Here is a 25,510-nt window from a genome sequence, read left to right as displayed (position 1 = left end):
ACCAGACAGATTCCATCTCCCATCGGGGGACGGGACATCCAGCGGGTGACATGCCCGCTCACATGATGGGATCCCTACATGACTAGCTACTTCATCACCGGAGGCAGCGGGTTCATCGGACGGCGCGTCATCGATCGTCTTCTGACCGTCGACCCCGACGCGACCATCCACGCACTGGTGCGCGAATCCTCTCGATCCACGTTCACCGCCCTGCTCGACGACCTCGGTGCCGCCGATCGAGTGACCCCGGTCGTCGGCGATCTGACCAGCCCGGGCCTCGGCCTCGACGCGAACGACCTGCCGGATTTCGACCACGTGGTCCATCTCGCCGCAATCTACGACATGGCCGCCGGCGCCGAGTCGCAACGAGCCGCCAACGTCCTCGGCACCTCACGCGTCGCCGACTTCGCCATCGCCCACGACGCGCTGTTGCACCACGTCTCCTCGATCGCGGTGGCCGGCGACCATCGCGGCCGCTTCGACGAAACCGATTTCGAAGTCGGGCAAGGCTTTCCGACGGCGTATCACCGAACCAAGTTCGAGGCCGAACGAGTCGTGCGCGAACGCGAGGGCCTGCGGTGGCGCGTGTACCGGCCCTCGATCGTCGTCGGCGACTCGCGGACCGGCGAGATGGACAAGATCGACGGCCCCTACTACTTCTTCGGTCACCTCGCGGCGCTCGGACGTCTCCCGTCGAAGCTGCGGTTGCCGATGCCCGACCTCGGCACGCTCAACATGGTGCCCGTCGACTTCGTCGCCGCAGCCATGGTGGCACTCATCGCCGTGGAACCGCAGCGCAGCGGGCTCGTGTTCCACCTCGGGGACCGGCGTTCGCTCACCATCACCGAGATGTACAACGCGCTCGCCCCGTCCTTCGGTGCACCCCGGGGATTCGACGCCGTCCCCCACGCCATGGTCGAGCCGGTACTGGCGCTGTCCGCGATGGGACCGGCCCGCGTCGGCCGCAATCTCCTCGCCACCCAACAGGGCATCCCACCGGCGGTGCTCGACGCGGTGTCGCTGCCGGTGGAGTTCTCCTCCGACGCCACCATCGCCGTCCTCCACGAGCACGGGATCGGCGTCCCCGAATTCGCCGAGTACGCACCCCGCCTGTGGCAGTACTGGTCTGCGCACCTCGACCGTTCCCGCAACCGGCGTCGCGACCCCCGCGGCCCTCTCGTGGGCAAGAACATCCTCATCACCGGCGGGTCGAGCGGCATCGGGAAGGCCACCGCCCGGATGTGCATCGCACGTGGCGCCAACGTGATCATCGTGGCCCGATCTGCCGACGAACTCGATTCCGCCGCCGCCGAATTGAATTCGACGACCAGCAAGAAGGGCATCCCGCCCGGCCGTGCGGTGGCGTATCAGTGCGACATCACCGACGAGGAGTCGGTCAACGCGCTGATCAAATCGGTACTGGCGGAGCACGGTCACGTCGACGTGCTGGTCAACAACGCCGGCCGGTCCATCCGGCGCGCCACCGTGAACTCGGTGCAACGCTCCCACGACTATCACCGGGTCATGGCGGTCAACTACTTCGGCGCGGTCAACCTCATCCTCGGACTCCTGCCGCACATGGTTGCCCGGCGGTCGGGACATGTGGTCAACGTGACCTCGATCGCGGTGCAGTCCCGCGGTCCGCGCTTCGGCGCCTATGCGGCGTCGAAGGCGGCGCTGGAGGCGTTCAGCGATGTGACCGGCACCGAAACCGTCTCCGATCATGTGACGTTCTCCAATGTGCGTCTGCCGCTGGTGAAGACGCGGATGATCTCCCCCACCGAGGCCTACGACAACCAGCCCGGCACCTGGGATGTCGACAAGGCCGCGTCCCGGGTGTTGCACGCCATCATCGATCGGCCCAAACGGGTCAGTTCGGTCGTCGGGACGATCGCCGAACTCGGGCATCGCTACACCCCTGATCTGACCACCCGCATCCTGCACCAGGAGTACCTGCTGTTCGGCGAGTCGGCGGCCGCCCTGGGCCGTCCCCGCAGTTCCGGTGGTCGCGACGCGTGATCGACACCCCGTACCTGGAGGTCGACGTCGACCGACTGGACCGCAACCTCGCCACACTCGCCGGAGCAGCCCGGAACGTCGGCGTCGACGTCCGGCCGCACGCCAAGACCCACAAGTGCGCCGAGATCGCCCGCCTTCAGATCGATCACGGCGCGGTGGGGCTGACCGTGGCGACCATCGGCGAGGCCGAAGCCTTCGCCGACGCCTCCGATGCCACCAGGTGCACCGACATCTTCATCGCATACCCGTTGTGGCCGAACGCCGTCCAGGCGTCTCGACTGCGCGCGCTCGCCGAGCGGGTCAATCTGCGAGTGGGGGTCGATTCGCTCGCCGGCGCACGGCATCTCGCCAGGTCGCTCGGCACGGCCGGCCTGCAGGTGCTCGTCGAGGTCGACTCCGGTCAGCACCGCACCGGCGTCGCCCCGGAACTGGCCGGTTCCGTCGCCGAGGCGGGTGTCGCGGCAGGACTCGACGTCATCGGCGTGTTCACCTTCCCCGGCCATTCCTACGGTCTCGGTGACACCCGACGCGCCGCGGCCGAACAGGAGGTGGCCGCGCTGGCGACGGCGGCCGCCGGTTTGCGCGCGAACGGCGTCGACCCCCGCGTCCGGAGCGGCGGTTCGACCCCGACGGTCGGCTTCCTCGACGCGGGACATGCGGATGTCCTCACCGAGATCCGCCCCGGCGTGTATCCGTTCAACGACGCGCAGCAGGTGGAGATCGGCTCGTGCGGCTTCGACGAGGTCGCGTTGACCGCGGTCGCGACGGTGGTGCGCCGGGACGCCCACCGGATCGTCCTCGACGCGGGCAGCAAGATCCTCGGCGCCGACCGCGCACCCTGGGCCACCGGGTACGGCCGGCTCCTCGACCATCACGATGCCCGCATCGTGATGCTGTCGGAACATCATGCGGTGGTGGAGTTCCCGGCGGAGTCTCCCGACGAGGACATCCCGGGTATCGGGAGCTTCGTTCGCGTGGTGCCGAACCACGTGTGCAACGCGGTCAACCTGGTCGACGAGCTGGTGGCGATCGACGGCTCGGACACCAGGTGGCCGGTGATCGCGCGGGGTCGCAACAGCTGAAGCCCTCACTCGTAGACCCCTTCGACGATCCACGTTCCTCCGCGGTAGCACAGCAACAGTGCGCGCGAATCGTCGAGCAGCACCTGTGCCCGTGCGATCAGTTCGGTGGTCCCTGCCGCGGATGCACGGTCCATGCCGACCGGCCACGGGCCGGCCCACCAGCACAACCCCCAACTCGTCTTCCGGCTCTTTCCCCCACCCGCCGGCTCCGACAGCCGGACGGTCACCGGCTCGGCGGTGAACGCTCCCCGGTCGGTCACCCGCACCGGTTGGCCGACGGCGTCGAGCACACTGACAGCCGTCTCCACCAGCACCGTCGGGGTGGGTTGCGGCAGGTGGCCGGGCCACGGTGCGGACGGGTCGCGGCGCGGTGTCCGTTCGTCGCCGAGGGACACCATCGTGATCTGCTCGGCGGGTCCGCGCCCACCGCTGAGCACCGGGATACGGACCGCATCGCCACCCAGCAGTCCTTGGATACGGACGAGTGAGCGACGGGCGCGTTCTTCGACGTCGGGGTCGACCGCTGTGCCGCCGGAGAGTGCGTCGGAGAGCTGATAGTGCAGGGCACCGGCCTCGACGACCTCCACCGGTATCAACCGCAGCCGCACGATCGGCGAGTCGGGACGGGTGTCCTTGCCCGGTCCACCCGTTCCCCCGCCATTCGTTTTCCGGCCGCCGTTCCCCCGCCGCCCACCGGTCAGCCACCCCTCCAACTGCCAGCGGATGCGGTCCGCGGTCGTCTCCGGAGTCAGCGGCTGTGCACAATGCCACGTCCGCGAATGCTGTTGGCCGCGTTCGGTGATCGCTTCGATGGTGAGCCGGGTGCAGGCGACCGCGGCGTCCCGCAGACGACGATGCAGTTTCTCGGCGAGGGTACGTCCGATGAACGCCGCGACGTCGATGCGGTCGACGGGCGGATCGCAGGTGTGGTCGACGTCCAGTTCCGCCGGCAGATGCCGGCCTGAGGGCACGCGCCCCGGTAATGCATTGGCCAGGCGGTGCGCGAGCACCGCATCGCGGGCGAATCGGGTGGCCACGTCGGCGATGTCCATCTCGGCGAAGGCGCCGATGGTGCCGATCCCCAAGCGCCGCAACAGATCCACCAGCTCGACACGTGACGGGTCGCTCATGCTGGGTTCGAGGGCGAGATCGGCGACGGGACGCCCGGCGAGATAAGCCCGGTCACCACCCGGTTCCACCTGATGGCCGTGCCGCGCGGCGAGGACGGCGGTGAAGATCTCGTCGGCGATGCCGACCTGCGATTCGATACCGCAGGCAGACACCACGTCGACGAGTTCCTCGGCGAGCGCCTCCATACCGCCGAAGTAGCGCGCCGCCCGATCACCGGGGATCACCAGAAGACCCGGCCGGAGCACCTCGAGGGTCGGGATCACCTCGGCCACCGCGGTCACCACCGGATCGAACAGCCGGCCGTCGCGACCCTCGTCGGCCGCGACCACGGTCATCTCCGGGCACACCGCCTGTGCCTGGCGTTTGCACATGCCGCGTCGGACGCCGACGGCCCGGGCCGTCGCCGAACAGGCGACCACCCGGTTCGCCGACAGCACCGCCACCGGATGCAACGGCGGCAGATCGGCCTCGGCGGCCGCCGCCATCGCCGGCCAGTCCGGGCACCAGAGTGCGAGAGTCCGCCTGGTGAGCTCCTGCTGTGTCATCGGTTCGCCCCCTGCCTCAGTTCGCGACCGCGAGGACCGGACGAGCACTCGTCGTCGAGACCATCTCCACCGTCCGGTCGGCACCCTGGCCTCGTGCCAGGAGATCGACCTCGGTGCTCTGCGACTGCCTGCCGCGTCCCGAGGCCGTGACCTGCAGCCTCATCCCGCCGATGCGGCCGTAACCGCTGCGTGCGGAGTCCAGGTCGGTGGCGCCGGACACCAACGGGCTGTGCCGGTAGGTGAGCACCCGCGCCTCGATGGTCAGCTGCGCACCCGGCCATGTGCCACCGGCGACCAGCAGGACCGACGACTGTTTGCGTACGCGTCCCATCACCACGCGCGCCCGTGACGGGGCGACCGCATCCGCCGCGCCCACCCCCGGTCCGACCTTGCCGAGCACCACCAGGTCCATGCCGTCGAGCAGCACCGCGGCGACCTCCACCGGATCGATGCCGGGATCGGGGATGGTGGCGATGCGCGAGAGGTCCGCACCCATCTCCACCGCCGACAACAGACTCAGCCGGGGCATCCCGACGATCCCGACCTGACCGCCCGCGCGGGTGACCGATGCGATCATCGCGACCAGCAACGAGTTGGCACCGTCGAACCGGGCGACCGTTCCACGCGGAATCCCATTGTGCGGCAGTATCTCCGACAGCGGTTCGGGGATCGGCAGCACGCCTGCGGCCGGATCACGCGTCTCCACCGCGTGCCGGTCGGGACGCCCCGACATCGCCGCCATGCGTCGGCGGAGTCCGGCCAATTCATCCGTACGGGACGACACATCCATGACACGGGATGACACATCCATGACACTCTCCAGTCGCGTGGTGGTACTCGAGCGAGCCGGGAAGGTGCTGCGCCATCTGGTTCTCGAACCGCCGTGAGGAATGATCCGAGAGTGATCTCGTCCGCCGATCATTCGAACATTGTTTCGATACCCAGAGAGTAGAACCACCCACCGACAAGCGTCAACCGACGGCCATCAGCACCCGATCGACGGACGTAACACGTTGCACTGGCGCATCTTTCGTCACAGAAAACAAACCCCCGCCGCCTGAGGTGCGAGGAGCCCCTCTGCTGCCTGAGGTGCGAGGAGCCCCCCCGCCGCCTGAGGTGCGAGGAGCCCCCTGCTGCCTGAGGTGCGAGCGAAGCGAGCCACGAAGGCCTGGCGAGTGACGTCACCAGGCCTTCGTGGCTCGTCGCTCACGCTCCTCGCACCTCAGGCAGCAAGGGGAACGCCCCTCAGGCAGCAGGAGGGTCAGAACAAGGTGAGCGCGTGCTGCAGTTCGGGCGCGGCGACCGACCCCGCCGAGTCCGCATCCGTGCCGGACTGCCGTAGGCCACCCGAGCCCGCCAGCCCGTGGCGCTGCACCATGGGTTGCATCCGCTCCCGCAGCCACGACGAGTACTCAGGTGTCACGTAGGCACCGCGTCCGTAGAGGCCGCGGTAACGGCGGATCAGCGCCGGGTGCTCCTCGGCCAGCCACTCCAGGAACCAGGGTTTGGTCGAGGACCGCAGATGCATCGGGAACGCCGTCACGCCCGACGCGCCGGCCCCGGCCAACGCCTCCAGCAGCGCATCGAGGTGCGACGTCGAGTCGGTCAGGTAGGGAATGACCGGTGCGACCATCACATGAGGCGCGAGGCCGGCGTCGGCGAGGTCGCGGATCAGCGACAGCCTGGCCTGCGGCGACGGTGTGCCCGGTTCGATCTTCTTCTGCAGATCCGGGTCGATGATGGCCAGCGAGATCCCGATGCTCACCGGGATCTGGGCCGCCGCCTGCCGCAACAGGGGCAGGTCACGCCGGATCAGTGTGCCCTTGGTGAGGATGGAGAACGGCGTCCGGGACTCCGCCAGCGCCGAGATCACCCCCGGCATGAGCTTGTACCGGCCCTCGGCCCGCTGATAGGGGTCCGTGTTTGTTCCCAGCGCGACGGTCTCCCGCGTCCAGGAGCGTCGTTTCAGCTCCTTGCGCAGCACGGCCGCCACATTGAGCTTCACGACCACCTGGGAATCGAAGTCCTTACCCGCATCGAGGTCGAGGTATTCATGCGTCGGCCGGGCGAAACAGTACCGGCACGCGTGGGTGCATCCGCGAAAAGTGTTGACGGTGAACTGAAACGGGAGATGCGAGGCCTCCGGGACACGGTTGAGAGCACTCTTCGCCAGCACCTCGTGGAAGGTGACACCCTCGAAGTCGGGCGTCCGCACCGACCGCACCAGGCCGGAGCGGCTCAGCCCGGGGAGTGCCCCGTCGTCGACCTCGACCGCCTGCTCGGACCATCGCATACCAGCGAGTCGAACACATGTGCGATCTGACTGTCAAGTGGGGTGCCCGCCGGCGATCCCTCGCCGCTATCATCGCCGTATGCCACCGTCCGTCGGAACCCATCATGCCCCAGGTCCCCAGTACCTGGTGGCCGGCCGATACCGCCTGAAGTCGCGGATCGGCGGCGGCGGCATGGGCACGGTGTGGCTTGCTCGCGACCAGCTCCTCGATCGCGACGTGGCCGTCAAGCAGGTCGTCTCCACCGAGGGCCTCACCGAGGATTCCGCGGACAACGTCCGTAAGCGGGCGATGCGCGAGGGTCGCATCGCCGCGAAGCTGTCGCACCGCAACGCCATCGCGATGCACGACGTCGCCCTCGACCGCGGTGAGCCATGGCTGGTGATGGAGTACCTGCCGTCACGCAGCGTCGCCCAGATCCTGCACGCCACAACGACGCTCGAGCCGATGGAGGCCGCCCAGATCGGTGCGCAGGTGGCCGACGCGATGGTCGAGGCCCACGCGGCCGGCATCGTGCACCGCGACATCAAGCCGGGCAACATCCTGATCGCCGAGGGCGGCCGCAACGCCGGCCTCGTCAAGATCACCGACTTCGGCATCTCGCGGGCCAAGGACGATGTGACACTCACCCAGACCGGCGTGATCACCGGCACCCCAGCCTATTTCGCTCCCGAGGTGGCCCGCGGCGCGGAGCCGATGGAGGCCTCCGACGTCTACTCGCTGGGTGCCACGATCTACACAATGGTCGAGGGCCAGCCACCGTTCGGCGTCGACGACAACTCGATCGCGTTGCTGCACAAGGTCGCCCGGGCACGGATCAATCCGATGACGAAGGCCGGTGATCTCGAACCGGTGCTGCTCCGTCTGCTGGAACCGAGTCCGACGAAACGACCGTCGATGGCGGAGGCGCGCGACGCGCTCACCGCTTTCGCCGCCGGTTCCCGCGGCACCAGGGACCAGGTGCTCACCGGCCTCATCACCCGCCCCGGGGCAGGTACGCCGGTGTGGGCGCAGCGCAACAACCGCTCGTCGACCACGGGACCCCATCGCCCGGTGGCCGGCGCGACCCTGCCGCCGTACGCGCCGACCGTGGCCGGTGATCGCGGCTCACGCGACATCCCGCATACGCGGCAGGAGCACCACTCCCCGACGCTGATGTCGACGCCGCAGCCGTATTCGGCTGCCTCCCAGTCGTCGTCACCCCATCGGCAGCCGATGAACCCCGGCTACGGCGAACCGTCCCGGAACTCGGCCACCTCGAGCACGGCCCTCGCGGTGTCGGTCTTCGTGTTCTTCGCTGTGCTTGCGGTGCTCGTGGTCCTCGCGATCGCGCTGTTGCGCTAGGTGTAAGACCTGGTGAGGTTGTGAACGTGTAGGCGTTCGATCGGGGTGAGGCCGCCGATACCGCTGTGGGTTCGGTGGTGATTGTACTGGTGCAGCCAGTCGGCGTAGGTGTCCGCGCGGGCGGTCTCTGAGGTGTAAACCTCGGCGTAGGCCCATTCCGAGGCCAGGGTCCGGTTGAAGCGTTCGACTTTGCCGTTGGTTTGCGGCCGGTAGGGTCGGGTCTTCTTGTGCGCGATGTCGGTCCGAGGGATTCTGCGAAAAGCTTTGAGCGATAACAGGCTCCGTTATCGGTTAACACTCTTTTCACGGAGATGCCGTGGGCCTGGAAGAAGGCGTTGGCCCGGTCCCAAAATTGCGCCGCGGTCTCTTTGCGTTCGTCGGTGAGGATCTCGGAGTACGCCAACCGTGAGTGGTCATCGACAGCGTGGTGCAGATATGCGTAGCCGGGGCGTTGTTTCTTGTTGTGCCGGTTGCCGATCGTGCGTCCGAGTTTTCGGTGGCCGCCGCCATCGGGGATGCGGCCGAGTTTTTTGATGTCGACGTGGATCAGGTCGCCGGGAGCGTCGTGTTCATAGCGGCGTGGCGGGGTCCGGCGCACCGGTAGTCCGGTGGCCTGGTCGAGGTGACGCAACAGCGGCATCTGATACCGGCGCAACACCGCCTCAACGGTCGACCTCGCCAACCGCAGGTGCGCAGCGATTCGTGCAGCGCCCCAGCGACGCAGGAACCGTAGCTTGATGATTCGACGTTCACGGCGCACCGCGAGCTGGGTGGGTGACCGGTAGGGGCGACTGGACCGATCTGTCATGCCGGCCTCACCGGTCTGCCGGTAGCGGTCGGCCCACTTCTTGGCCGTGGCCGGTGAGCAGTTGAACCGTTCGGCGGCTCGTCGCAGTGGCCAACCCTGGTCGACGACGCACTGAGCCAGGGCCAGGCGGCCACGTTCGCTGAGAAAGGCATTACGGTGGGTCATGAGGGCCTCTTGGAGATCGGCGTGTGTGTGGTAACCACATCGATACCGGAGGCCCTCACCTGTTGACCGGAACCACGCCGTTCACAACCTCCCCAAGAGTTACAGCTAGGTTTCGACGAGCTCAACCAGCGGAGACGGCTCAACCAGCGGAAACGGCTCAACCAGCGGAGACGGCTCAACCAGCGGAGACGAGCTCAACCAGCGGAGTAGCCGAACCGATCGGCGGAGTAGCCGAACCGATCGGCGGAGTAGCCGAACCGACCGGCGGATCAGCCGATGTGGCGTGTCGCCGCCCAGCGGGTCAGGGCGTTGCGGTTGGACTGCTGGGTCTTGCGCAGCACGTTGGATGCGTGCGTCTCCACGGTCTTGATCGAGATGAAGAGCTCCTCGGCGATCTCCCGATAGGTGTACCCGCGGGCCAGCAGTCGCAACACCTCGAGTTCACGGCGGGTGAGGGAGTCGAGTTCCGGATCCAGCGGCGGTTCGGCCGCCGACGACTTGCCGGTGAACGAATCGAGCACGAACCCGGCCAACCGGGGGCTGAACACCGCATCGCCCTCCGCGACACGACGCACCGCATCGGCGAGTTCGGCGCCGTCGATCGTCTTGGTCACGTACCCGCGGGCACCGGCCCGGATCGTCGCGATCACGTCTTCGGCGGCGTCGGAGACGCTCAGGGCGAGGAAGACCGGCGTCGACGCCGCATCGGTACCGAGCCGGTCGAGTACGCCACGCAGCACCGCGACCCCGCCACCGGCCGGCATGTGGACGTCGAGGAGCACCACGTCCGGTGCGGTGGAGACGATTCCGGCGATCGCCTCCGGCACCGTACCCGCCTCCCCGACCACCCGCAGTCCCGGTTCGTCGGCCAGCTCCGCGCGCACCCCGGAACGGAACACGGCGTGGTCGTCGACGAGGTACACGGTGTAGCCCGACGCCGGTGCGCCGGTGGTCGTGTCCATCGAATTCGAGGTCTGCTGGGGGGTCATCGCACCTTCCGGTCGTCCGTTGTTTCCTTCTCTGCCTGCTCCGTCTGGGCCTGATGCACCGGCGGTGCGCCGGTCTCCGCGCCCACCTCGTCGACCTCGTCGACCGCCTCGTCGACCGCCTCGTCGACCACCGGTACACGGTCGACGCGCGGCATCGTCAGAGCGACATTCGTCCCGCGCCCCGGTGTCGAGGTGATCGCCACCCGACCGCCCATCCGTTCCATCCGCGACCGGATCGACCGGCTGATCCCCTGGCGGTCGTCGTCGACGACCATCGGGTCGAAGCCCACGCCACGGTCGCGGACGAACACCTCGACCTGGTCCTCGGTCACCTCGCTGTACACGTCGACCGTGCGCTCACCGGAATGCTTGGCCGCGTTGACCAGCGCCTCCCTGGTCGCCCCGGCCAGCGCCGACCATCGTTTCGCATCCCGCGCGTCGTTGGGCCGCAGATCACCGACGGTGATGATCTCCACGTCGACGCCATAGGCGTCCTCGACCTCCGCGCCGACGCTGCGCAGCGCCGCCGCGAGCGAACCGCGTTCCTGCGCGGGGTCGCCGAACAGCCAGGCACGCAACTCCCGTTCCTGGCTGCGGGCGAGCCGCGCGACCTCCTCGGGACGGTGGGCCTTCTTCTGGATCAGCGCAAGGGTCTGCAGCACCGAGTCGTGCAGGTGCGAGGCGATCTCCTCGCGTTCGGCATTGCGGATGCGTGCGGCGCGCTCTTCGTTGAGGGCACGCCACATCCGCATCCACAGCGGCACGGTGAGGAGCACGACGCCGATGAGTGTCGCCACCACCGCGAGGATCGTCGAGTTGAGGCCGCCGAAGCTGCGATCGCCGGCGACGACGATCACCACGAGTCCGCCGACGACGAGCAGCACGCCGCCGATCAGTCGTGTCCAGGTCAGCAGCGGAGCGCGGGGCGCGCGGTGGGAGGTGTCGAACTCCCGCCACACGAGGCTCGCACCGATCGCGATGAACACGAAGGGAACGAGATACTCCGCAGGTGTGCCCGAGGCGGCAAAGCCGACGACCGACATCGCGACGAGCCCGATCACCGCGAGCCCCAGGGACTGCCGGCGCTCGCCCGGCGCGGGCGGAGCGGTGTCCTTGCCGGGCGGGCAGAAGAACCAGAGCAGACCGTAGGCCGCGACCCCGGCTCCGGCCAGCGCGGCGAGCACCACGAACACGATCCGGACGCGGAAGACGTCGACCCCCAGATGGTCGGCTATCCCGCCGGCGACCCCGGCGACCACCCGGCCGCCGTCCCGGCGTACCAGCCGCGGCGCAGGCTCCACCTCCGTTCCACTCACCCCTCGATGGTCCCATGGCATGCCAATCCGGACATCGGGGTTCTCCCCCGTTTCTCCACCCGTGACTCGGGGTGCCCGACCCGCACCCCCGATCGGCGCCGGGGGTGAAATCAGGGGATCACCCGATGTGCTGCGGGCACTCGAGGGAGCACGATGATCCCCATGGACACCAAGGAGTTCCAGAATCAGCTCAGGGAGCTGTGGTCGACGCGCCCCTATCGTCCGGAGAACCGGACCATCGCCGGCGTGTGCAGTGGCATCGCGGCCCGCTACCGCGTCGACCCCACGCTCGTGAAGGTCGCCTTCGTGGTCTCCGCCTTCTTCGGCGGCAGCGGGTTGATCCTCTACCTGGCGGCCTGGATCGCGTTCCCGGGGTCCCAGCGCGCCCATGCCGAAGCACTGCGCGCCGCGTACTCCGGCGGCCACGGCGGGCACCGACGCCACGGTCACGGCCACGGCTGGGGCAATCCACAGGTGATCGTGCTGGTCGTCCTCGCGATCGTGATCGTCACCTCGATCGGCCCCAACCGCACCTGGGGTTCGGGTGGCCTGGTCGGCGCGATCCTGATGCTCGGCGGGTGGTACCTGCTCTATCTGCGCACGCCCACGCCCCCACCCGGGACCAGCATCGACACCGTGGCCGTCACCGACGTCGTGGTCCCACCGCCGTCGGCGGGGCAATTCGAACGATGGGTCCCACGCACCATGAGCGATACCGGGATGACCGGTTCCGGGACGACCGGTTCTGGGACGACCGCCGCGAACTCGGCGAGCACACCCACCGTCGACCTGCAGAAGTCCACGACCGACACCGGCCCGAACGCGGCGGCAACGAAGGAGACGGGCATGAACCAGGGCGACGTCGACACCGGATCGGCCGGGCAACGCTGGTCTCCCCTGCCGACTCCGGTGCCGGCCTCCGACGACCTCGACCCGGCACCGCCGGCCTGGGATCCGTTGGGAGCGGCCCCGTTCGCCTGGGATCTCCCCGAACCCGCCGCCCCGGTGAGGTCCATCGAGCCTCGGCGCCGTCGGTCACCGCTGACCATGGTCGTCCTCGGACTCGCGATCATCGTCGGCGCGGTCGGGGCCGCCCTGAATCAGGCAGGGGTGGACTGGTTCACCACGCCCCGAGTCCTCTCGTTGTGCCTCGCAGTCGTCGGCGCGGGCCTGTTGCTGGCCGCAACCCTCCGACGACGCACCGGCGAGCACAGCACCGGTCTCCTGCCCGTGGCCATTCTGCTGGGCGTCGCGACGATCGTCACCACGACGGTCTCGGGGATCACGATCCCGAACGGAGGGGCCGGCGATCGAGTGTGGAAGCCGTTGACGGAGAACGACATCCAACCCGAGTACTCCCTCGGCGTCGGCGAGATGACCCTCGACCTGCGCGAGGTCGACCTCACCGCGGACCGGCGGGTGGAGCTCCAGAACGGGATGGGCGTCATCAAGGTCGCGTTGCCCGAGAACATGAACGTCCGTGTCACCTGCGACACCGGGATCGGCGACATCGACTGCCCCACCGGACTCGACGGTGGTCGCGACGGCACCGACGGACCCGTTCTCGAGATCGACGCACACACCGGCATGGGAGAGGTTCAGGTCACACGATGAGCGAGCAGATGAACGGCGATCCCGCCGCTACCGAGGACTACGCCGAATCAACGCACCGCGCACCGGGATTGGGGATCGTGGGGATCGCGGCACTGGCCGTCGCCGGGTGGGGTCTGGCCGGCGGGCCGGCACTTCCCGAAGCAGCCGACCTCGGCTGGGCCGCCGTCGGCATCGGGCTGCTGATCGGACTGATCCTCATCATCTCCGGGACTCGCAGCCGGAGATGAAAGGCGAGGGGTGAACACATCAGGCCGGCGTCGTGATCACGACGCCGGCCTGATGTGTTGTGTCACTCCCACTCGATGGTGCCCGGCGGCTTGCTCGTCACGTCGAGGACGACGCGGTTGACGTCGGGGACCTCGTTGGTGATCCGGGTCGAGATGATCTCGAGGACCTCGTAGGGCACGCGCGTCCAGTCGGCGGTCATCGCGTCCTCGCTCGCGACCGGGCGCAGCACGATCGGATGACCGTAGGTACGGCCGTCACCCTGGACGCCGACGCTGCGGACGTCGGCCAGCAGCACCACCGGGCACTGCCAGATCTGGGCGTCGAGACCGGCGGCGGTCAACTCCTCGCGGGCGATGAGGTCGGCCTTGCGCAGCATCTCGAGCCGATCGGCGGTCACCTCGCCGACGATGCGGATCGCCAGACCCGGACCCGGGAACGGCTGGCGCGCCACGATCTCCTCCGGCAGGCCGAGTTCGCGGCCGACGGCACGGACCTCGTCCTTGAACAGCAGGCGCAGCGGCTCGACGAGGCTGAACTCGAGATCCTCGGGCAGGCCGCCGACGTTGTGGTGGCTCTTGATGTTCGCGGTGCCGCTGCCGCCACCGGACTCGACCACGTCGGGGTAGAGCGTGCCCTGGACCAGGAAGTCGACCTTCTCGCCCGTCTCGGCCTCCTCGCCGAGGACCTCGCTCACCGCGCCCTCGAAGGAGCGGATGAACTCGCGGCCGATGATCTTGCGCTTGGTCTCCGGGTCGCTGACACCGGACAGTTCCTCGAGGAACTTGTCGGCGGCGTCGACGGTGACGAGCTTGGCACCGGTCGCGCCGACGAAGTCGTGCTGGACCTGCTCGCGCTCACCGGCTCGTAGCAGTCCGTGGTCGACGAAGACGCAGGTGAGACGGTCGCCGATGGCGCGCTGGACCAGCGCGGCGGCCACCGCGGAATCGACTCCGCCCGACAGACCGCAGATCGCCCGGCCGTCGCCGATCTGGTCGGCGACCGCGTCGATGAGGGCGTCGGCGATGTTCGCGGCGGTCCAGGTGGCCTCGAGACCGGCGATCTCGTAGAGGAAGCGGGTGAGGACCTGCTGGCCGTGCGGGGTGTGCAGCACCTCGGGGTGGTACTGGACGCCCGCCATGCGGCGCTCGAGATTCTCGAACGACGCGACCGGAGCACCGGGCGTCGAACCGGTGACGATGAAGCCCTCCGGCGCCTGCTGCACCGCATCGTTGTGACTCATCCACACCGGCTGGGTCTCGGAGAGGCCCTGGTGCAGGACACCGCCACTGTTCACCGTGAACGTGGTGCGGCCGAACTCGCGGCCGCCGGTGTTGGCTACCTCGCCACCCAGCTTTGCCGCCATCGCCTGGAAGCCGTAGCAGATGCCGAAGACCGGGATGTCCAGGTCGAAGACGGCGGGGTCGAGTTCCGGGGCGTCCTCGGCGTACACCGACGCCGGTCCGCCCGAGAGGATGATCGCGACCGGGTTCTTCTCCTGGATCTTCGCCAGCGGGACGTCGTGGGAGATCACCTCGGAGTAGATCCGCGCCTCGCGCACCCTTCGTGCGATCAGCTGCGCGTACTGCGCTCCGAAATCGACGACGAGTACGGGCCGCGGGCCCTCGAGGAAATCCTCGGCAGAAGAGTCTGTCACCCGGCCGAGTCTAGTGGTCGACCTCGACGTGAAATACTTCGACACCGACATGACTGCATCTCCCCGTACCTCCGCTTGGTCGCTGAGCATCGGCGACCTCACCCAGGCCGCCGTCTTCGCCGCGTTGATCGCCGCGCTCGGCCTGCCCGGGACCATCAACATCGGCTCCAGTGGCGTGCCGATCACATTCCAGACGCTGGGTGTGATCCTCGCGGGCGCCGTCCTGGGCCCGAAGAAGGGAACTCTCGCCGTCGTCATCTTCATGGTGCTGGCCATCGCGGGACTCCCCATCCTGTCCGGCGGACGCAGCGGCCTCACCGCCCTGGCCTCCCCGACCGCCGGCTACTTCGTCGGCTGGCTGCCGGCGGTCATCGTCATCGGTGTGCTGACTGCGGCGATGCTCGCGGTCGGCGACCGGCCGCGGTACCGCGTGCTCTGGGGCATCGGGATCAACGCACTGGGCGGGATGTTCGTCATCTACCTGTTCGGCATTCTCGGGTTGATCCTGCGCACCGATCTGACGGTGTGGGCGGCGATCACGTCGAACGGCCCGTTCCTCATCGGCGACGTGATCAAAGTCGTCGTCGCCGCACTGGTGGCCGCGCAGATCCACCGCGGCCGCCCCGGCCTCATCGAGCCGCTCCGACTGTTGCGGCGCTCCGGCGCCGACAGCTGAGCCGACCCGGCCGGCGCCACACCTCGATGATCGAGTTCACGAACGTCTCGCACTCCTACGACGATCGGGTCGTGCTGCGTGACGTCTCGTTGAATCTCACCGAGAACCGGATCGGGATCGTCGGGGCCAACGGCAGCGGGAAGTCGACGCTGGCGCGGATGATCAACGCGCTCGTCGTGCCGGTCTCGGGCACCGTGACCGTCGACGGTCTTCTCGTCGCCCGGCACAAACGTGAGGTCCGACGCCGTGTCGGGTTCATCTTCTCCGACCCCGACCGGCAGATCATCATGCCGACGGTCATCGAGGACATCGAACTGTCGCTGCGCCGTACCGACCTCGACAAGAAGCAGCGCGCCGTCCGGGCCCTCGAGGTACTCGAGCGTTTCGGTCTGGCCCAGCACGCCGACCATCCCGCTCAACGACTGTCCGGCGGACAGAAACAACTTCTCGCGCTCGCGTCGATCTTCGTGACCGACCCGGCGATCATCGTCGCCGACGAGCCGACGACCCTGCTCGATCTGCGCAACACCCGCATGCTCACCGACGTCTTCGCGTCACTCGACGAACAGCTGATCGTCGTCAGTCACGACCTCGACATCCTCGATGGCTTCGACCGGGTCATCGTGATCGACGAAGGCCGGGTGGTCGCCGACGACGAGCCGGCTCCCGCCATCGCGTTCTACCGGACCCTGATGTCGTGAACGTCCTCGGCGTCTACCGTCCCGGGAACACCCTGCTGCACCGGCTTCCACCGGGCGTCAAATTCGTCGCCATGGCGGTGGCGATCCTCGTGATGTCGCTGACCGTGGGGACACTGCTCACGCTGGGGGTCGCGACCCTCGGTGTCGCGGCGACCTTCGCGCTCGCCGGCATCGGCCCGCTCGAGGCCTGGCGTCAGCTCCGCCCGCTGACCTGGATGTTGTTGTCCATCTTCGCTTTTCAGGTCATCTTCACCGACTGGCAGCGCGCGGTGGTGATCTGTGGCGTCCTGGCGCTGTCGGTCGCCCTGGCGACGGTCGTGACGCTGACGACCCGCACCACCGACATGCTCGATGCGATCGTGCGCGCCCTGGGTCCGCTTCGACGGATCGGGGTGCGCACCGACCTCATCGCCATCGCGCTCGCACTGACGATCCGCGCCATCCCGCTGATGGTCGAGGTGGTGCGCGAGGTCGACGAGGCACGCCAGGCCCGCGGGCTCCGGCCGGGTCCGCGGATCCTGGTCGCGCCGGTCGTGCTCGCCGCCCTCCGCACCGCGGACGGCTTCGCCGACACACTCACCGCGCGCGGGCTCGACTAGCGCGCGAGGTGGGGATCAGGTCGCGTTTTGTCCCGGTCACCGGGACAAAACGCAATCTGATGAGTTTCGGCATCTACGCGGTGACGCCCGGGCCCGTGACCGGTGTGATCGGCAGCCGCAGCGCGCCGGGAGCGTCCGCCGGGACGACGGGCGCCGCCGGGACCGTGGGGTCGATCCGCTGGTAGCTCTCCCCCTGCGCGGGCCGACGGTCTTCCTCACCCTTGTTGGGCCACAACGCGACCGCCCGTTCGGCCTGCGCACAGATCGTCAGCGAGGGGTTCACACCGAGGTTCGCCGAGACCGACGCGCCGTCGGTGACGTGCAGCGTCGGGTAGTTCCACACGCGCTGATACGGATCGATGACACCGCTGTCCGGATCGTCGGAGATCGCACACCCGCCGAGATAGTGGGCGGTCAGCGGCATGTTGAGGATGTCGCCCCAGGTGCCGCCGGCGACGCCGCCGTTCAGCTTGGCCGCCATCCGGCGAGTTGCCTCGTTGCCCTTGGGAATCCATGTCGGGTTCGGTTCGCCGTGACCCTGTTTGCTGGTGATGTAACGCAGCGGTCCGCGCTTGCGCACGAAGGTCGTCAGCGAGTTGTTGTTGTTCTGCATGACCAGCGCGATCACCGTCCGCTCACTCCACTGGCGCACGACGAGCAGCCGCACCAGCAGGAACGGGTTCTTCGCGACCTGCTTGAGGATCTGCCCGAACCGGTTGCGGCGCGTGCCGCCGTCGGTGAGCAGCGTCTGCAAGTAGGCAATTGCATTGGAGCCCTTGCCATATCGCACCGGCTCGATGTGGGTGTTCGGTTCCGGATAGAACGACGACGTGATCGCGACGCCGCGTGAGTAGTCGTGCTCGGGGTCGACCCGCGAACCCATCGCGCCCAGGATCGACTCCGAGTTGGTCCGGGTCAGCCGGCCCATCGCATCCGAGATCTGCGGCAGCGTGGTGACTTTCGCGTGATGCATCAGTCGCTGGGTGTTGAACGTCCCCGCGGCGAGGATCACCTGGCCGGCGGTCAACGTGCGCCGACGACGTCCCAACGGTCCCCACGACGACGAGTGGTGTGTCCCGACCTCCCACGAGCCGTCTGCCCGCTGGACGAGGGAGTCGACCGTCGTCCGGTCGATGATGGTGGCGCCGTTGCGTTCGGCGAGTCCGAGGTAGTTCTTCAGCAGGGTGTTCTTCGCACCGACGCGGCAGCCGGTCATGCAGGCACCGCATTCGGTGCACGCGGTGCGGTCGGGTCCGGCGCCGCCGAAGTACGGGTCGGGCACCGTCTCGCCGGGTGCACCCTCGAGTCCGGTCTTGGCACCGAAGAACACGCCGACGGGCGTGGGCGTCACGGTATGGCCGACGCCCATCTCCTCCGCCACCTCCGCGACGATCCGGTCGGAGTCGGTGATGGTCGGGTTGGTGACCACGCCGAGCATCCGCCGGGCCTGGTCGTAGTACGGGGTGAGTTCGTCCTCCCAGTCGGTGATGTGGTTCCACTGCGGGTCGGTGAAGAACGGTGTCGGAGGCTTGTACAGGGTGTTCGCGTAGTTCAGCGAACCGCCGCCCACACCCGCGCCGGCCAGGATCATCACGTCTTTGAGCGCATGGATGCGCTGGATGCCGTAGAGACCGAGCTTCGGGGCCCACAGCCAACGGTTCAGCCGCCAGCTGGTCTTGGCGAACTCCTCGTCCTCGAAGCGGCGTCCCGCCTCGACGACACCGACGCGGTAACCCTTCTCCACCAGTCGGAGCGCGCTCACGCTGCCACCGAATCCGGAGCCGACGACGAGGACGTCGAAGTCGGTGGAGCTGTCGGATCGCTTTGTCACACCCATGGAAACCATACTAATAGCTGTTGTCACATGGGATGAGCCAGGTCACCCTAACCCTTCGATACGCGTCCTCCGCAAGCTCCGGACGCTACTCAGGGAGCGAGCGACGGGTCTCCGCAAGCTCCGGACGCTACTCAGGGAGCGAGCGACGGGTCTCCGCAAGCTCCGGACGGTACTCAGGGAGCGAGCGACGGGTCTCCGCAAGCTCCGGACGGTACTCAGGGAGCGGTCAAGCGTGGACGGACAGCCCCACGCGCTGGAATTCCTTGAGGTCGCAGTACCCCGCCTTGGCCATCGCGCGCCGCAGCGCACCGACGAGGTTGAGCTCGCCGAACGGATCGTCGGACGGGCCGTTGAGGACTCGATCGAGGCTCGGGCGGTCGGCGTTGCCGGCCACCTGGAGCAGCGCCCCGCGCGGGGTGTCGGGGTGAGCGGCGGCCGACGGCCAGTACCAGCCACCACCGGGAGCCGACGCCGAGGCGGCGAGCGGCGTACCGAGCACCGCGGCATCGGCACCGCAGGCGATGGCCTTGACCAGGTCACCTGAGGTGTGGATGTCGCCGTCGGCGATGACGTGGACGTAGCGTCCACCGGTCTCGTCGAGGTAGTCGCGACGGGCGGCGGCCGCGTCGGCGATGGCGGTCGCCATCGGCACGCCGATGCCCAGCACCTCACCGGTGGTCGTCGCTCCGGCTGCCGAGCCGTAGCCGACGATGACGCCCGCGGCACCGGTGCGCATCAGGTGCAGCGCGGTGCTGTGATCGAGGACGCCGCCGGCGATGACCGGGATGTCGAGGTCGGCGATGAACGTCTTCAGGTTCAGCGGTTCGCGCTGGGCCCCGTCGGCGTCGACCTGCGCGACGTGCTCGGCGGAGATGATCGTGCCGTGCACCACGAGGAGTTCGACACCCGCCTTGAGGAGGGCGGGGGTCAGTTCCGGTGCGTGCTGCGGGCTGACGCGCACCGCGGTGGTGACACCGGCGTCGCGGACCTGCGCAACCGCTTCGGCGAGAAGGCCGCTGTCGAGGGGTGCGGCGTGCAGCTTCTGCAGATGACGCACCGCCGCATACGGATCGGGATCGCCGGCGGCGATGGCGGCCAGCTCCTTGAGCTTGGCCTCGACGTCGCGATGCCGCGCCCACAGTCCCTCGCCGTTGATGACGCCGAGCGCGCCGAGCTTGCCGAGCTCGATGGCCACCGACGGCGACACCAGGGCATCGGTCGGGTGGCTCAGGATCGGGGACTCGAACCGATAGGCATCGATCTGCCACGCGGTGGAGACGTCCTTGGACGAACGGGTCCGACGGGACGGGACGATGCTGATGTCGTCCAGTTCGTAGGTCCGTCGGGCCGTCCGGCCCATGCCGATTTCGACGAGGTCACGCACCAGTGCGCCTTTCTGCGGAGTTCAGCTGCACGACGACCCTACGGCGTCCCCGGTCCGGAGGGACCGGCGGGAACGGCCGCGGGGATGTCAGCGGGAATAGTAGTTGGGCGCTTCGGAGGTGAGGGTGATGTCGTGGGGATGCGATTCCTTGAGCCCGGCCGCGGTGATCTGGACGAAACGTGCGGTCTGGAGATCGGTGATCGACGACGAACCGGTGTAGCCCATCGCGGCACGCAGGCCACCGACGAGCTGGTGGATCACCTGCGCCAGCGGACCGCGGAACGGCACGCGACCCTCGATGCCCTCGGGGACGAGCTTCTCCTCCTTGAGGACGTCGTCCTGGAAGTAGCGGTCCTTCGAGTACGACTTGGCCTGGCCGCGGCCCTGCATCGCGCCGAGTGAACCCATGCCGCGGTAACTCTTGAACTGCTTGCCGTTGACCAGGACGAGTTCGCCCGGCGCCTCGGCGGTGCCGGCGAGCAGCGAGCCGAGCATCGCGGTCGACGCACCGGCGGCGAGCGCCTTCGCGATGTCGCCCGAATACTGCAGACCGCCGTCGGCGATGACCGGCACACCGGCCTTCTGGCACACGGCGACCGCCTCGAGGATCGCGGTGATCTGCGGGGCACCCACGCCCGCCACCACGCGGGTGGTGCAGATCGAGCCCGGTCCGACGCCGACCTTGACCGCATCCGCACCGGCGTCGATGAGCGCTTGGGCGGCCTCGCGGGTCGCGACGTTTCCGCCGACGACGTCGACACGATCGCCGACCTCCGCCTTCAGCTTGGCGACCATGTCGAGCACGAGGCGATTGTGCGCGTGGGCGGTGTCGACGACGATCACGTCGACGCCCGCGTCGGCCAGGGCCATCGCGCGGTCCCACTGCGGCCCACCGGTACCCACCGCGGCGCCGACGAGGAGACGACCGTCGGAGTCCTTGGTGGCATTCGGATGCTGTTCGGTCTTGACGAAGTCCTTGACGGTGATGAGACCGGTGAGTCGACCGTTGCCGTCCACGATCGGCAGCTTCTCGATCTTGTTGCGACGCAACAGCCCGAGCGCGGCCTCGGCGGACACGCCCTCCTGCGCCGTGATGAGCGGCGCCTTGGTCATGACCTCGGCGACCGGACGGTTCTGGTCGACCTCGAAGCGCATGTCGCGGTTGGTGATGATGCCGACGAGCTCACCCTTGTCGTCGACGACGGGCAGCCCGGAGATCCGGTACCGCGCACACATCGCGTCGACCTCGGCGAGGGTGTGCGACGGCGTGCAGGTGACCGGATCGGTGACCATGCCGGCCTCGGACCGCTTGACGGTCTCCACCTGGGCGGCCTGCGCTTCGATGGACAGGTTGCGGTGCAGCACGCCCATGCCGCCGGCGCGCGCCATCGCGATGGCCATGCGAGACTCGGTGACGGTGTCCATCGCGGAGCTCACCAGCGGCACGCGCAGCGTCACGTTCTTGGTCACTCGCGAGGAGGTGTCGACCTCACTGGGGATCACGTCCGAGGCCGAGGGCAGCAACAGGACGTCGTCGAAGGTCAGGCCGAGCATTGCGACCTTGCCGGGATCGTCTCCACCGGTGCGAACATGCGTCATCGGTCCATCGTATCGAGTCGACCGATGCGGCGATCGTCACACGTGCACTCCGGCGCCGGTGAGGCGTCCGGGACCCCGCGTTCCCACGTTCGGGAACCTCCTCCGGCACCGGCTCGGATACCTTCGGAATACCTTTGGAGGGCTACGGCGGAACAGCGCCCGGATCGGCTACGGTGGTGGTGTGCGTGACCACCTGCCACCCGGCCTCCCGCCGGATCCGTTCGCCGACGACCCGAGCGATCCCGCTTCCGCACTGGACAGTGTGGAACCGGGCATCCCTCTGGACGAGAACGAGCGGCTGGCGGTCGAGGAGGACCTGGCCGATCTCGCGGTCTACGAGGCGCTGCTCGCCCACCGCGGCGTCCGCGGTCTCGTCGTCGTCTGCGACGACTGCCACGAGGACCATTACCACGACTGGGACATGCTCCGGGCCAACCTGATCCAGCTGCTCATCGACGGGACCGTCCGGCCGCACGAGCCGGCCGTCGACCCGCGACCCGACGCCTACGTCACCTGGGACTACTGCCGCGGCTACGCCGACGCCCGCAACCATTTCGACGAAGGCCGCTGACACCAGCGGGCCACCGCCCACCAGACCGACATCTCCCCCTCACACGACTGCGCCCGTACCGAGATCGGTACGGGCGCAGTCGTCTGCGGTTGGTTCCTGCGGATCTAGCGGGGCCGTCCGTCCGACGCGTCGACACCGGGCGGCGGTGTCCACGGGAAGGCCGGGAAGTCGGCGGGTGTACGCGACACCGAGGAACTCGTCGTGGGTTCGGTGGGCCCGGTGGTCGGCTCGCTCGGCGGGGCCGACTGTGACGGCTCCTCGGTCTGACCGGGCTCCTCCGCGGGAGGCGGCACCTCGGTCGTCGGTGTCGTGGTCACCGAACTGTCGGAGGGCGACCTCTGGTCGGTCCGGTTGCGCACGTCCGGATTGGTGGTCGTTGCGCCGGATTCGGTCGCCGCGGATTCCGACTGACCGGCCGACGACGTCGCATCCCGGGTCGGCGGCAGGCCGACCCCGGCGCGGAGCCGGTTCATCCAGTCCGACATCTCCTCCCGGCTGTCCTTGTCGCGCATCGGCCCCATGCTGCTCTGGGCCTTCGCGATGAAGCTCGCGGCCGCCTGCGTGTCGCCTGCGGCGATCGCCGCCTCGGCACGTTCGAGGTCCGCGCGCACATCGTGGGCAGCCTGGGTCTCCGACGCCGCCTCGGCGAACACGACCTGCTTGACGCCCCACAGCGGGTCGCCCGGTTGCGAGCCCTCGGACAGGACGGTCAGGCCGGCCGCTGCCACGATGACGATCGCGGCCGCGCCGGACACCACGCGCAGGTGGCGCACCATGCGGCGGCCACGACTCGCGCGTTCGGTGCTCGCGATCGCGCGCTCGACGTCGTCGACGGACACCAGCTGCGGCACCGGGGTCGACACGACCTCGTTGCGCCACCCCGAGAGAAGTTCTGCGAGTTGGTATTCGGTGCTGTCACGGGTGGGGACGGGCACATCGTGGGAAAGTGCGTCGAGGAAGTTCTCGTCGAAACCGACCTCGGCGATGTCCAGTGATTCCGCACCGATTGCGCCCGCTTCGTGCCCGAGAGCGTCACCGCCGGTTGCGGGCCCTCCGGCGGCGGGACCTCCGGTGGACGGGCCGCTCGGACCCGGTCCCCGACCCCGGCTCGACGGCTGACCCGGACGGCCGAGATGTTCGCGTCCGTGGACAAAGCGACGATCGCGCCAGTCAGACTCCCCGCTCATCGTGACCTCCTGTCCGTTTCAACTCGTCCTTCAGCTTCGCCAGCGCCCGGTGTTGGGCCACTCGAACCGCACCCGCGGTGCTCCCGATCATCTGGGCCGTCTCCTCGGCCGACATGCCGACGACCAGCCGGAGTACCAGCACCTCGCGCTGCTTCTCCGGAAGTATGTCCAGTAACGCGCGCATCCGCCTACTGCCGTCGGCGTCGAGAGCGGACTGCTCCGGTCCGCCGGTCACATGACCCACCTCGGGCACATCCTCCACCGGGTCGGACTTGACCCGGGCGGCCACCCGCATGGCATCGGCGACCTTGTGTGACGTGATGCCGTAGACGAAGGCCATGAACGGCTTGCCCTGGTCCCGATAACGGGGCAGCGCGGTCATCACCGCCATCAAAGCCTCCTGCGCGATGTCGTCTGCGGAGAACAGATGACGTTCTCCTACTCCGATTCGCCCTCGGCAATAGCGCAGGATCGGTTCCTGCACGCTTTCGAGGACAGAGGTGAGAGCTGCACGGTCGCCCTGGCCCGCGGCCCGGACAGCGTCGTCCAACTCACCACCTGACAGCTTCATCGCGCGTAGGAATCCCCGTGTTACAGATCGGTTGACCGTCGTGAGGCGGTCCTGTTACGGGCCGCGACACCCCTGAACGTCACCGCAACGCACGAGGCAGACCCTCAAACACCTTAGCCATCACTCCGCGGGCGTCAGTGCCATGCCCTTGCCGCTCAGCGTGGCGCGCAGTTCTCGACATCTCTCCTCTTCCGACGCCGACGCCACGCCCGTGCCGACGAGCAGGCTCGTCGCCGCCCATTCCAGGGGCATCAAACCGTGTTCACCTGCATCGACGACGACGCGACGGGCCCGCGCGGCCGATGCCTCGGAATTCCCCGCCCCGGCGAGGGCCGCCGCGTGGATGAGAGAGGTCTTCACGCGATGCCGGACCGGCACGTCCGAGGTGCCGGCCAGATGACGGACGAGCCGGTCGGCGGCCTCTGCATGAGCCAACCCCGCGGCGACGTCTCCGGAGTACAGCCCGAGTTCGGCACTGACCCATTCCCAGCGCAGCCGGCACCGGCCGTGGGTGAGCCAGTCCACGGCTTCCGATGAGGCCCACCCCTCCGGGCCGGACCCGCCCGGCCCGGACAGCTGCTCCCGAGCACGACCGAGCAGTCGCGCCGACGCCCGGAAACGAAGGAGACCGAGATTGTCGGCAGCCAGTCCGATGAGAGCATCGGACTGTGCGGCCCGTACCGGGTCGATCCGAGCCGAGTCATCCCGTCCCAGATCGTCCGCGACCGGATGGACACCCGCGACCGTTGCGAAGGCGACCCCGTCGAGTCCCAGCGCGAGATCGTGGCGTCCGCCCTGCCGCAGCAGCGAGGCCGTCGTGCTCCGGCACAGCGACAGCAACGCGGCGGCGGGTCCGCGGGGCGTCGACCCCTGTGTGGACCTCACGTCCTCGTCCAACCGCGCCAGCATGGTGAGCGCCGCGGCGTATTCACCGCGGCCTCCCGCCTCCACCGCGGCCTCCCAACGCAGTTCAAGAGCCTTGTCGAGGCCCCGTGAAGTGGTCTTGATCACTACTTCTCTTTTGGTTTGCATGAATTTAACGAACGATTCCCAACGTTAATCCTGCGACCAGATCACCGGCGGATAATAACCAGATTTCCTCGGTGTTAACCGTTGACACGGCCGTCGTTCGATGATCAGGTCGTGTTCACTCGTCGAGGAAAGCATTGGTCTTTCCATCTACGCAGGTCGCGGCCCAT

General features: G+C 68.4%; 21 protein-coding genes and 1 pseudogene. 9 read left to right on the top strand and 13 right to left on the bottom strand.

The genetic code is table 11. From position 1 onward, the window contains the following. Positions 1-78 precede the first annotated feature (78 nt). On the top strand, positions 79-2,019 hold the full coding sequence (locus GAA2_RS08100; protein WP_191834888.1) for an SDR family oxidoreductase: 1,941 nt from the start codon (positions 79-81) through the stop codon (positions 2,017-2,019). Then, on the top strand, positions 2,016-3,101 hold the full coding sequence (locus GAA2_RS08095; protein WP_191834887.1) for an alanine racemase: 1,086 nt from the start codon (positions 2,016-2,018) through the stop codon (positions 3,099-3,101). The genes GAA2_RS08100 and GAA2_RS08095 overlap by 4 nt, the downstream gene beginning before the upstream one ends. A 5-nt stretch (positions 3,102-3,106) precedes the next feature. Here GAA2_RS08095 and GAA2_RS08090 read toward each other — a convergent pair whose 3' ends face one another. From GAA2_RS08090 to GAA2_RS08080, 3 genes are all read right to left on the bottom strand, one after another. Then, a complete protein-coding gene (locus GAA2_RS08090; RefSeq protein ID WP_191834886.1) occupies positions 3,107-4,777 on the bottom strand; it encodes a DNA polymerase Y family protein in 1,671 nt (556 codons plus the stop codon). Between the two features lie 16 nt (positions 4,778-4,793). Then, on the bottom strand, positions 4,794-5,588 hold the full coding sequence (locus tag GAA2_RS08085) for a hypothetical protein (protein ID WP_191834885.1): 795 nt from the start codon (positions 5,586-5,588) through the stop codon (positions 4,794-4,796). Between the two features lie 450 nt (positions 5,589-6,038). Then, complete coding sequence (locus tag GAA2_RS08080) at positions 6,039-7,070, bottom strand: Rv2578c family radical SAM protein (protein WP_191834884.1); 1,032 nt, start codon at positions 7,068-7,070, stop codon at positions 6,039-6,041. A 79-nt stretch (positions 7,071-7,149) separates the two neighbouring features. On the opposite strand from GAA2_RS08080, the gene GAA2_RS08075 reads away from it, so the two are divergent. Beyond that, the gene (locus GAA2_RS08075; RefSeq protein WP_191834883.1) at positions 7,150-8,412 is read left to right on the top strand and encodes a serine/threonine-protein kinase; all 1,263 of its coding nucleotides are present in this window, start codon (positions 7,150-7,152) and stop codon (positions 8,410-8,412) included. On the opposite strand, the pseudogene GAA2_RS08070 reads toward GAA2_RS08075, so the two are convergent. From GAA2_RS08070 to GAA2_RS08060, 3 genes and pseudogenes are all read right to left on the bottom strand, one after another. Further along, positions 8,409-9,385, bottom strand: a pseudogene (locus tag GAA2_RS08070) (IS481 family transposase). The gene GAA2_RS08075 and the pseudogene GAA2_RS08070 sit on opposite strands and share 4 nt — an antisense overlap. 269 nt (positions 9,386-9,654) lie before the next feature. Beyond that, positions 9,655-10,374, bottom strand: a complete 720-nt coding sequence (locus tag GAA2_RS08065) for a LuxR C-terminal-related transcriptional regulator (RefSeq protein ID WP_269550067.1) — start codon at positions 10,372-10,374, stop codon at positions 9,655-9,657. Next, positions 10,371-11,711, bottom strand: a complete 1,341-nt coding sequence (locus tag GAA2_RS08060; RefSeq protein WP_232513089.1) for an ATP-binding protein — start codon at positions 11,709-11,711, stop codon at positions 10,371-10,373. Before GAA2_RS08060 ends, GAA2_RS08065 begins: the two co-directional genes overlap by 4 nt. A gap of 132 nt (positions 11,712-11,843) precedes the next feature. Between GAA2_RS08060 and GAA2_RS08055 the strand changes: the two genes are divergently transcribed. Both GAA2_RS08055 and GAA2_RS08050 read left to right on the top strand, forming a co-directional pair. Then, entirely contained in the window at positions 11,844-13,304 is a 1,461-nt protein-coding gene (locus tag GAA2_RS08055) for a PspC domain-containing protein (protein ID WP_191834882.1), read from the top strand. After that, positions 13,301-13,531 (top strand): hypothetical protein, encoded by a 231-nt coding sequence (locus GAA2_RS08050; protein WP_182156252.1) that lies wholly within the window; start codon positions 13,301-13,303, stop codon positions 13,529-13,531. The genes GAA2_RS08055 and GAA2_RS08050 overlap by 4 nt, the downstream gene beginning before the upstream one ends. A gap of 62 nt (positions 13,532-13,593) precedes the next feature. Here the strand turns inward: GAA2_RS08050 and guaA are convergent, their stop codons facing one another. Continuing rightward, on the bottom strand, positions 13,594-15,186 hold the full coding sequence (guaA, locus tag GAA2_RS08045) for a glutamine-hydrolyzing GMP synthase (protein WP_191834881.1): 1,593 nt from the start codon (positions 15,184-15,186) through the stop codon (positions 13,594-13,596). A 49-nt stretch (positions 15,187-15,235) separates the two neighbouring features. Between guaA and GAA2_RS08040 the strand changes: the two genes are divergently transcribed. The 3 genes from GAA2_RS08040 to GAA2_RS08030 are packed head-to-tail and all read left to right on the top strand — an operon-like array spanning position 15,236 to position 17,162. Further along, entirely contained in the window at positions 15,236-15,862 is a 627-nt protein-coding gene (locus GAA2_RS08040) for a biotin transporter BioY (RefSeq protein ID WP_096274936.1), read from the top strand. A gap of 26 nt (positions 15,863-15,888) precedes the next feature. Further along, positions 15,889-16,563, top strand: coding sequence for an energy-coupling factor ABC transporter ATP-binding protein (locus GAA2_RS08035; protein WP_006434472.1), 675 nt, complete (start codon positions 15,889-15,891; stop codon positions 16,561-16,563). After that, positions 16,560-17,162: an energy-coupling factor transporter transmembrane component T family protein gene (locus GAA2_RS08030; protein WP_006434471.1), complete on the top strand. Its 603-nt coding sequence runs from the start codon at positions 16,560-16,562 to the stop codon at positions 17,160-17,162. Before GAA2_RS08035 ends, GAA2_RS08030 begins: the two co-directional genes overlap by 4 nt. Positions 17,163-17,235: 73 nt before the next feature. Here GAA2_RS08030 and GAA2_RS08025 read toward each other — a convergent pair whose 3' ends face one another. The 3 genes from GAA2_RS08025 to guaB form a co-directional block, all read right to left on the bottom strand. Then, a complete protein-coding gene (locus tag GAA2_RS08025) occupies positions 17,236-18,999 on the bottom strand; it encodes a GMC family oxidoreductase N-terminal domain-containing protein (RefSeq protein WP_191834880.1) in 1,764 nt (587 codons plus the stop codon). Between the two features lie 226 nt (positions 19,000-19,225). Further along, complete coding sequence (locus GAA2_RS08020; RefSeq protein WP_191834879.1) at positions 19,226-20,383, bottom strand: GuaB3 family IMP dehydrogenase-related protein; 1,158 nt, start codon at positions 20,381-20,383, stop codon at positions 19,226-19,228. 87 nt (positions 20,384-20,470) lie between these two features. Beyond that, positions 20,471-21,982 (bottom strand): IMP dehydrogenase, encoded by a 1,512-nt coding sequence (gene guaB, locus GAA2_RS08015; protein WP_024500326.1) that lies wholly within the window; start codon positions 21,980-21,982, stop codon positions 20,471-20,473. A 181-nt stretch (positions 21,983-22,163) separates the two neighbouring features. Between guaB and GAA2_RS08010 the strand changes: the two genes are divergently transcribed. Then, entirely contained in the window at positions 22,164-22,553 is a 390-nt protein-coding gene (locus GAA2_RS08010; protein ID WP_006434467.1) for a DUF5319 domain-containing protein, read from the top strand. A gap of 104 nt (positions 22,554-22,657) precedes the next feature. Here GAA2_RS08010 and GAA2_RS08005 read toward each other — a convergent pair whose 3' ends face one another. The 3 genes from GAA2_RS08005 to GAA2_RS07995 form a co-directional block, all read right to left on the bottom strand. Then, a complete protein-coding gene (locus GAA2_RS08005) occupies positions 22,658-23,740 on the bottom strand; it encodes an anti-sigma-D factor RsdA (protein WP_024500325.1) in 1,083 nt (360 codons plus the stop codon). After that, a complete protein-coding gene (locus GAA2_RS08000) occupies positions 23,724-24,311 on the bottom strand; it encodes a sigma-70 family RNA polymerase sigma factor (RefSeq protein WP_191834878.1) in 588 nt (195 codons plus the stop codon). Before GAA2_RS08000 ends, GAA2_RS08005 begins: the two co-directional genes overlap by 17 nt. Before the next feature lie 120 nt (positions 24,312-24,431). After that, positions 24,432-25,322: a hypothetical protein gene (locus GAA2_RS07995; RefSeq protein ID WP_006434464.1), complete on the bottom strand. Its 891-nt coding sequence runs from the start codon at positions 25,320-25,322 to the stop codon at positions 24,432-24,434. Positions 25,323-25,510 lie beyond the last annotated feature (188 nt).

Origin of the sequence: Gordonia ajococcus (genome assembly GCF_012974285.1) — a bacterium.
In the GTDB taxonomy this organism is placed as follows: Bacteria; Actinomycetota; Actinomycetes; order Mycobacteriales; family Mycobacteriaceae; genus Gordonia; species Gordonia amicalis.
Note: the sequence above shows the minus strand (reverse complement) of the source record. Positions and strands in the feature narration are given on the sequence as shown.

Excerpts from the sequence above, each read along its gene's own strand:
- GAA2_RS08100 (WP_191834888.1), top strand. The coding sequence starts at position 79 with ATGACTAGCTACTTCATCACCGGAGGCAGCGGGTTCATCGGACGGCGC.
- GAA2_RS08090 (WP_191834886.1), bottom strand. The coding sequence starts at position 4,777 with ATGACACAGCAGGAGCTCACCAGGCGGACTCTCGCACTCTGGTGCCCG.
- GAA2_RS08085 (WP_191834885.1), bottom strand. The coding sequence starts at position 5,588 with ATGGATGTGTCATCCCGTGTCATGGATGTGTCGTCCCGTACGGATGAA.
- GAA2_RS08080 (WP_191834884.1), bottom strand. The coding sequence starts at position 7,070 with ATGCGATGGTCCGAGCAGGCGGTCGAGGTCGACGACGGGGCACTCCCC.
- GAA2_RS08075 (WP_191834883.1), top strand. The coding sequence starts at position 7,150 with ATGCCACCGTCCGTCGGAACCCATCATGCCCCAGGTCCCCAGTACCTG.
- GAA2_RS08065 (WP_269550067.1), bottom strand. The coding sequence starts at position 10,374 with ATGACCCCCCAGCAGACCTCGAATTCGATGGACACGACCACCGGCGCA.
- GAA2_RS08060 (WP_232513089.1), bottom strand. The coding sequence starts at position 11,711 with ATGCCATGGGACCATCGAGGGGTGAGTGGAACGGAGGTGGAGCCTGCG.
- GAA2_RS08055 (WP_191834882.1), top strand. The coding sequence starts at position 11,844 with ATGATCCCCATGGACACCAAGGAGTTCCAGAATCAGCTCAGGGAGCTG.
- GAA2_RS08050 (WP_182156252.1), top strand. The coding sequence starts at position 13,301 with ATGAGCGAGCAGATGAACGGCGATCCCGCCGCTACCGAGGACTACGCC.
- GAA2_RS08040 (WP_096274936.1), top strand. The coding sequence starts at position 15,236 with ATGACTGCATCTCCCCGTACCTCCGCTTGGTCGCTGAGCATCGGCGAC.
- GAA2_RS08035 (WP_006434472.1), top strand. The coding sequence starts at position 15,889 with ATGATCGAGTTCACGAACGTCTCGCACTCCTACGACGATCGGGTCGTG.
- GAA2_RS08025 (WP_191834880.1), bottom strand. The coding sequence starts at position 18,999 with ATGGGTGTGACAAAGCGATCCGACAGCTCCACCGACTTCGACGTCCTC.
- guaB (WP_024500326.1), bottom strand. The coding sequence starts at position 21,982 with ATGACGCATGTTCGCACCGGTGGAGACGATCCCGGCAAGGTCGCAATG.
- GAA2_RS08005 (WP_024500325.1), bottom strand. The coding sequence starts at position 23,740 with ATGAGCGGGGAGTCTGACTGGCGCGATCGTCGCTTTGTCCACGGACGC.
- GAA2_RS08000 (WP_191834878.1), bottom strand. The coding sequence starts at position 24,311 with ATGAAGCTGTCAGGTGGTGAGTTGGACGACGCTGTCCGGGCCGCGGGC.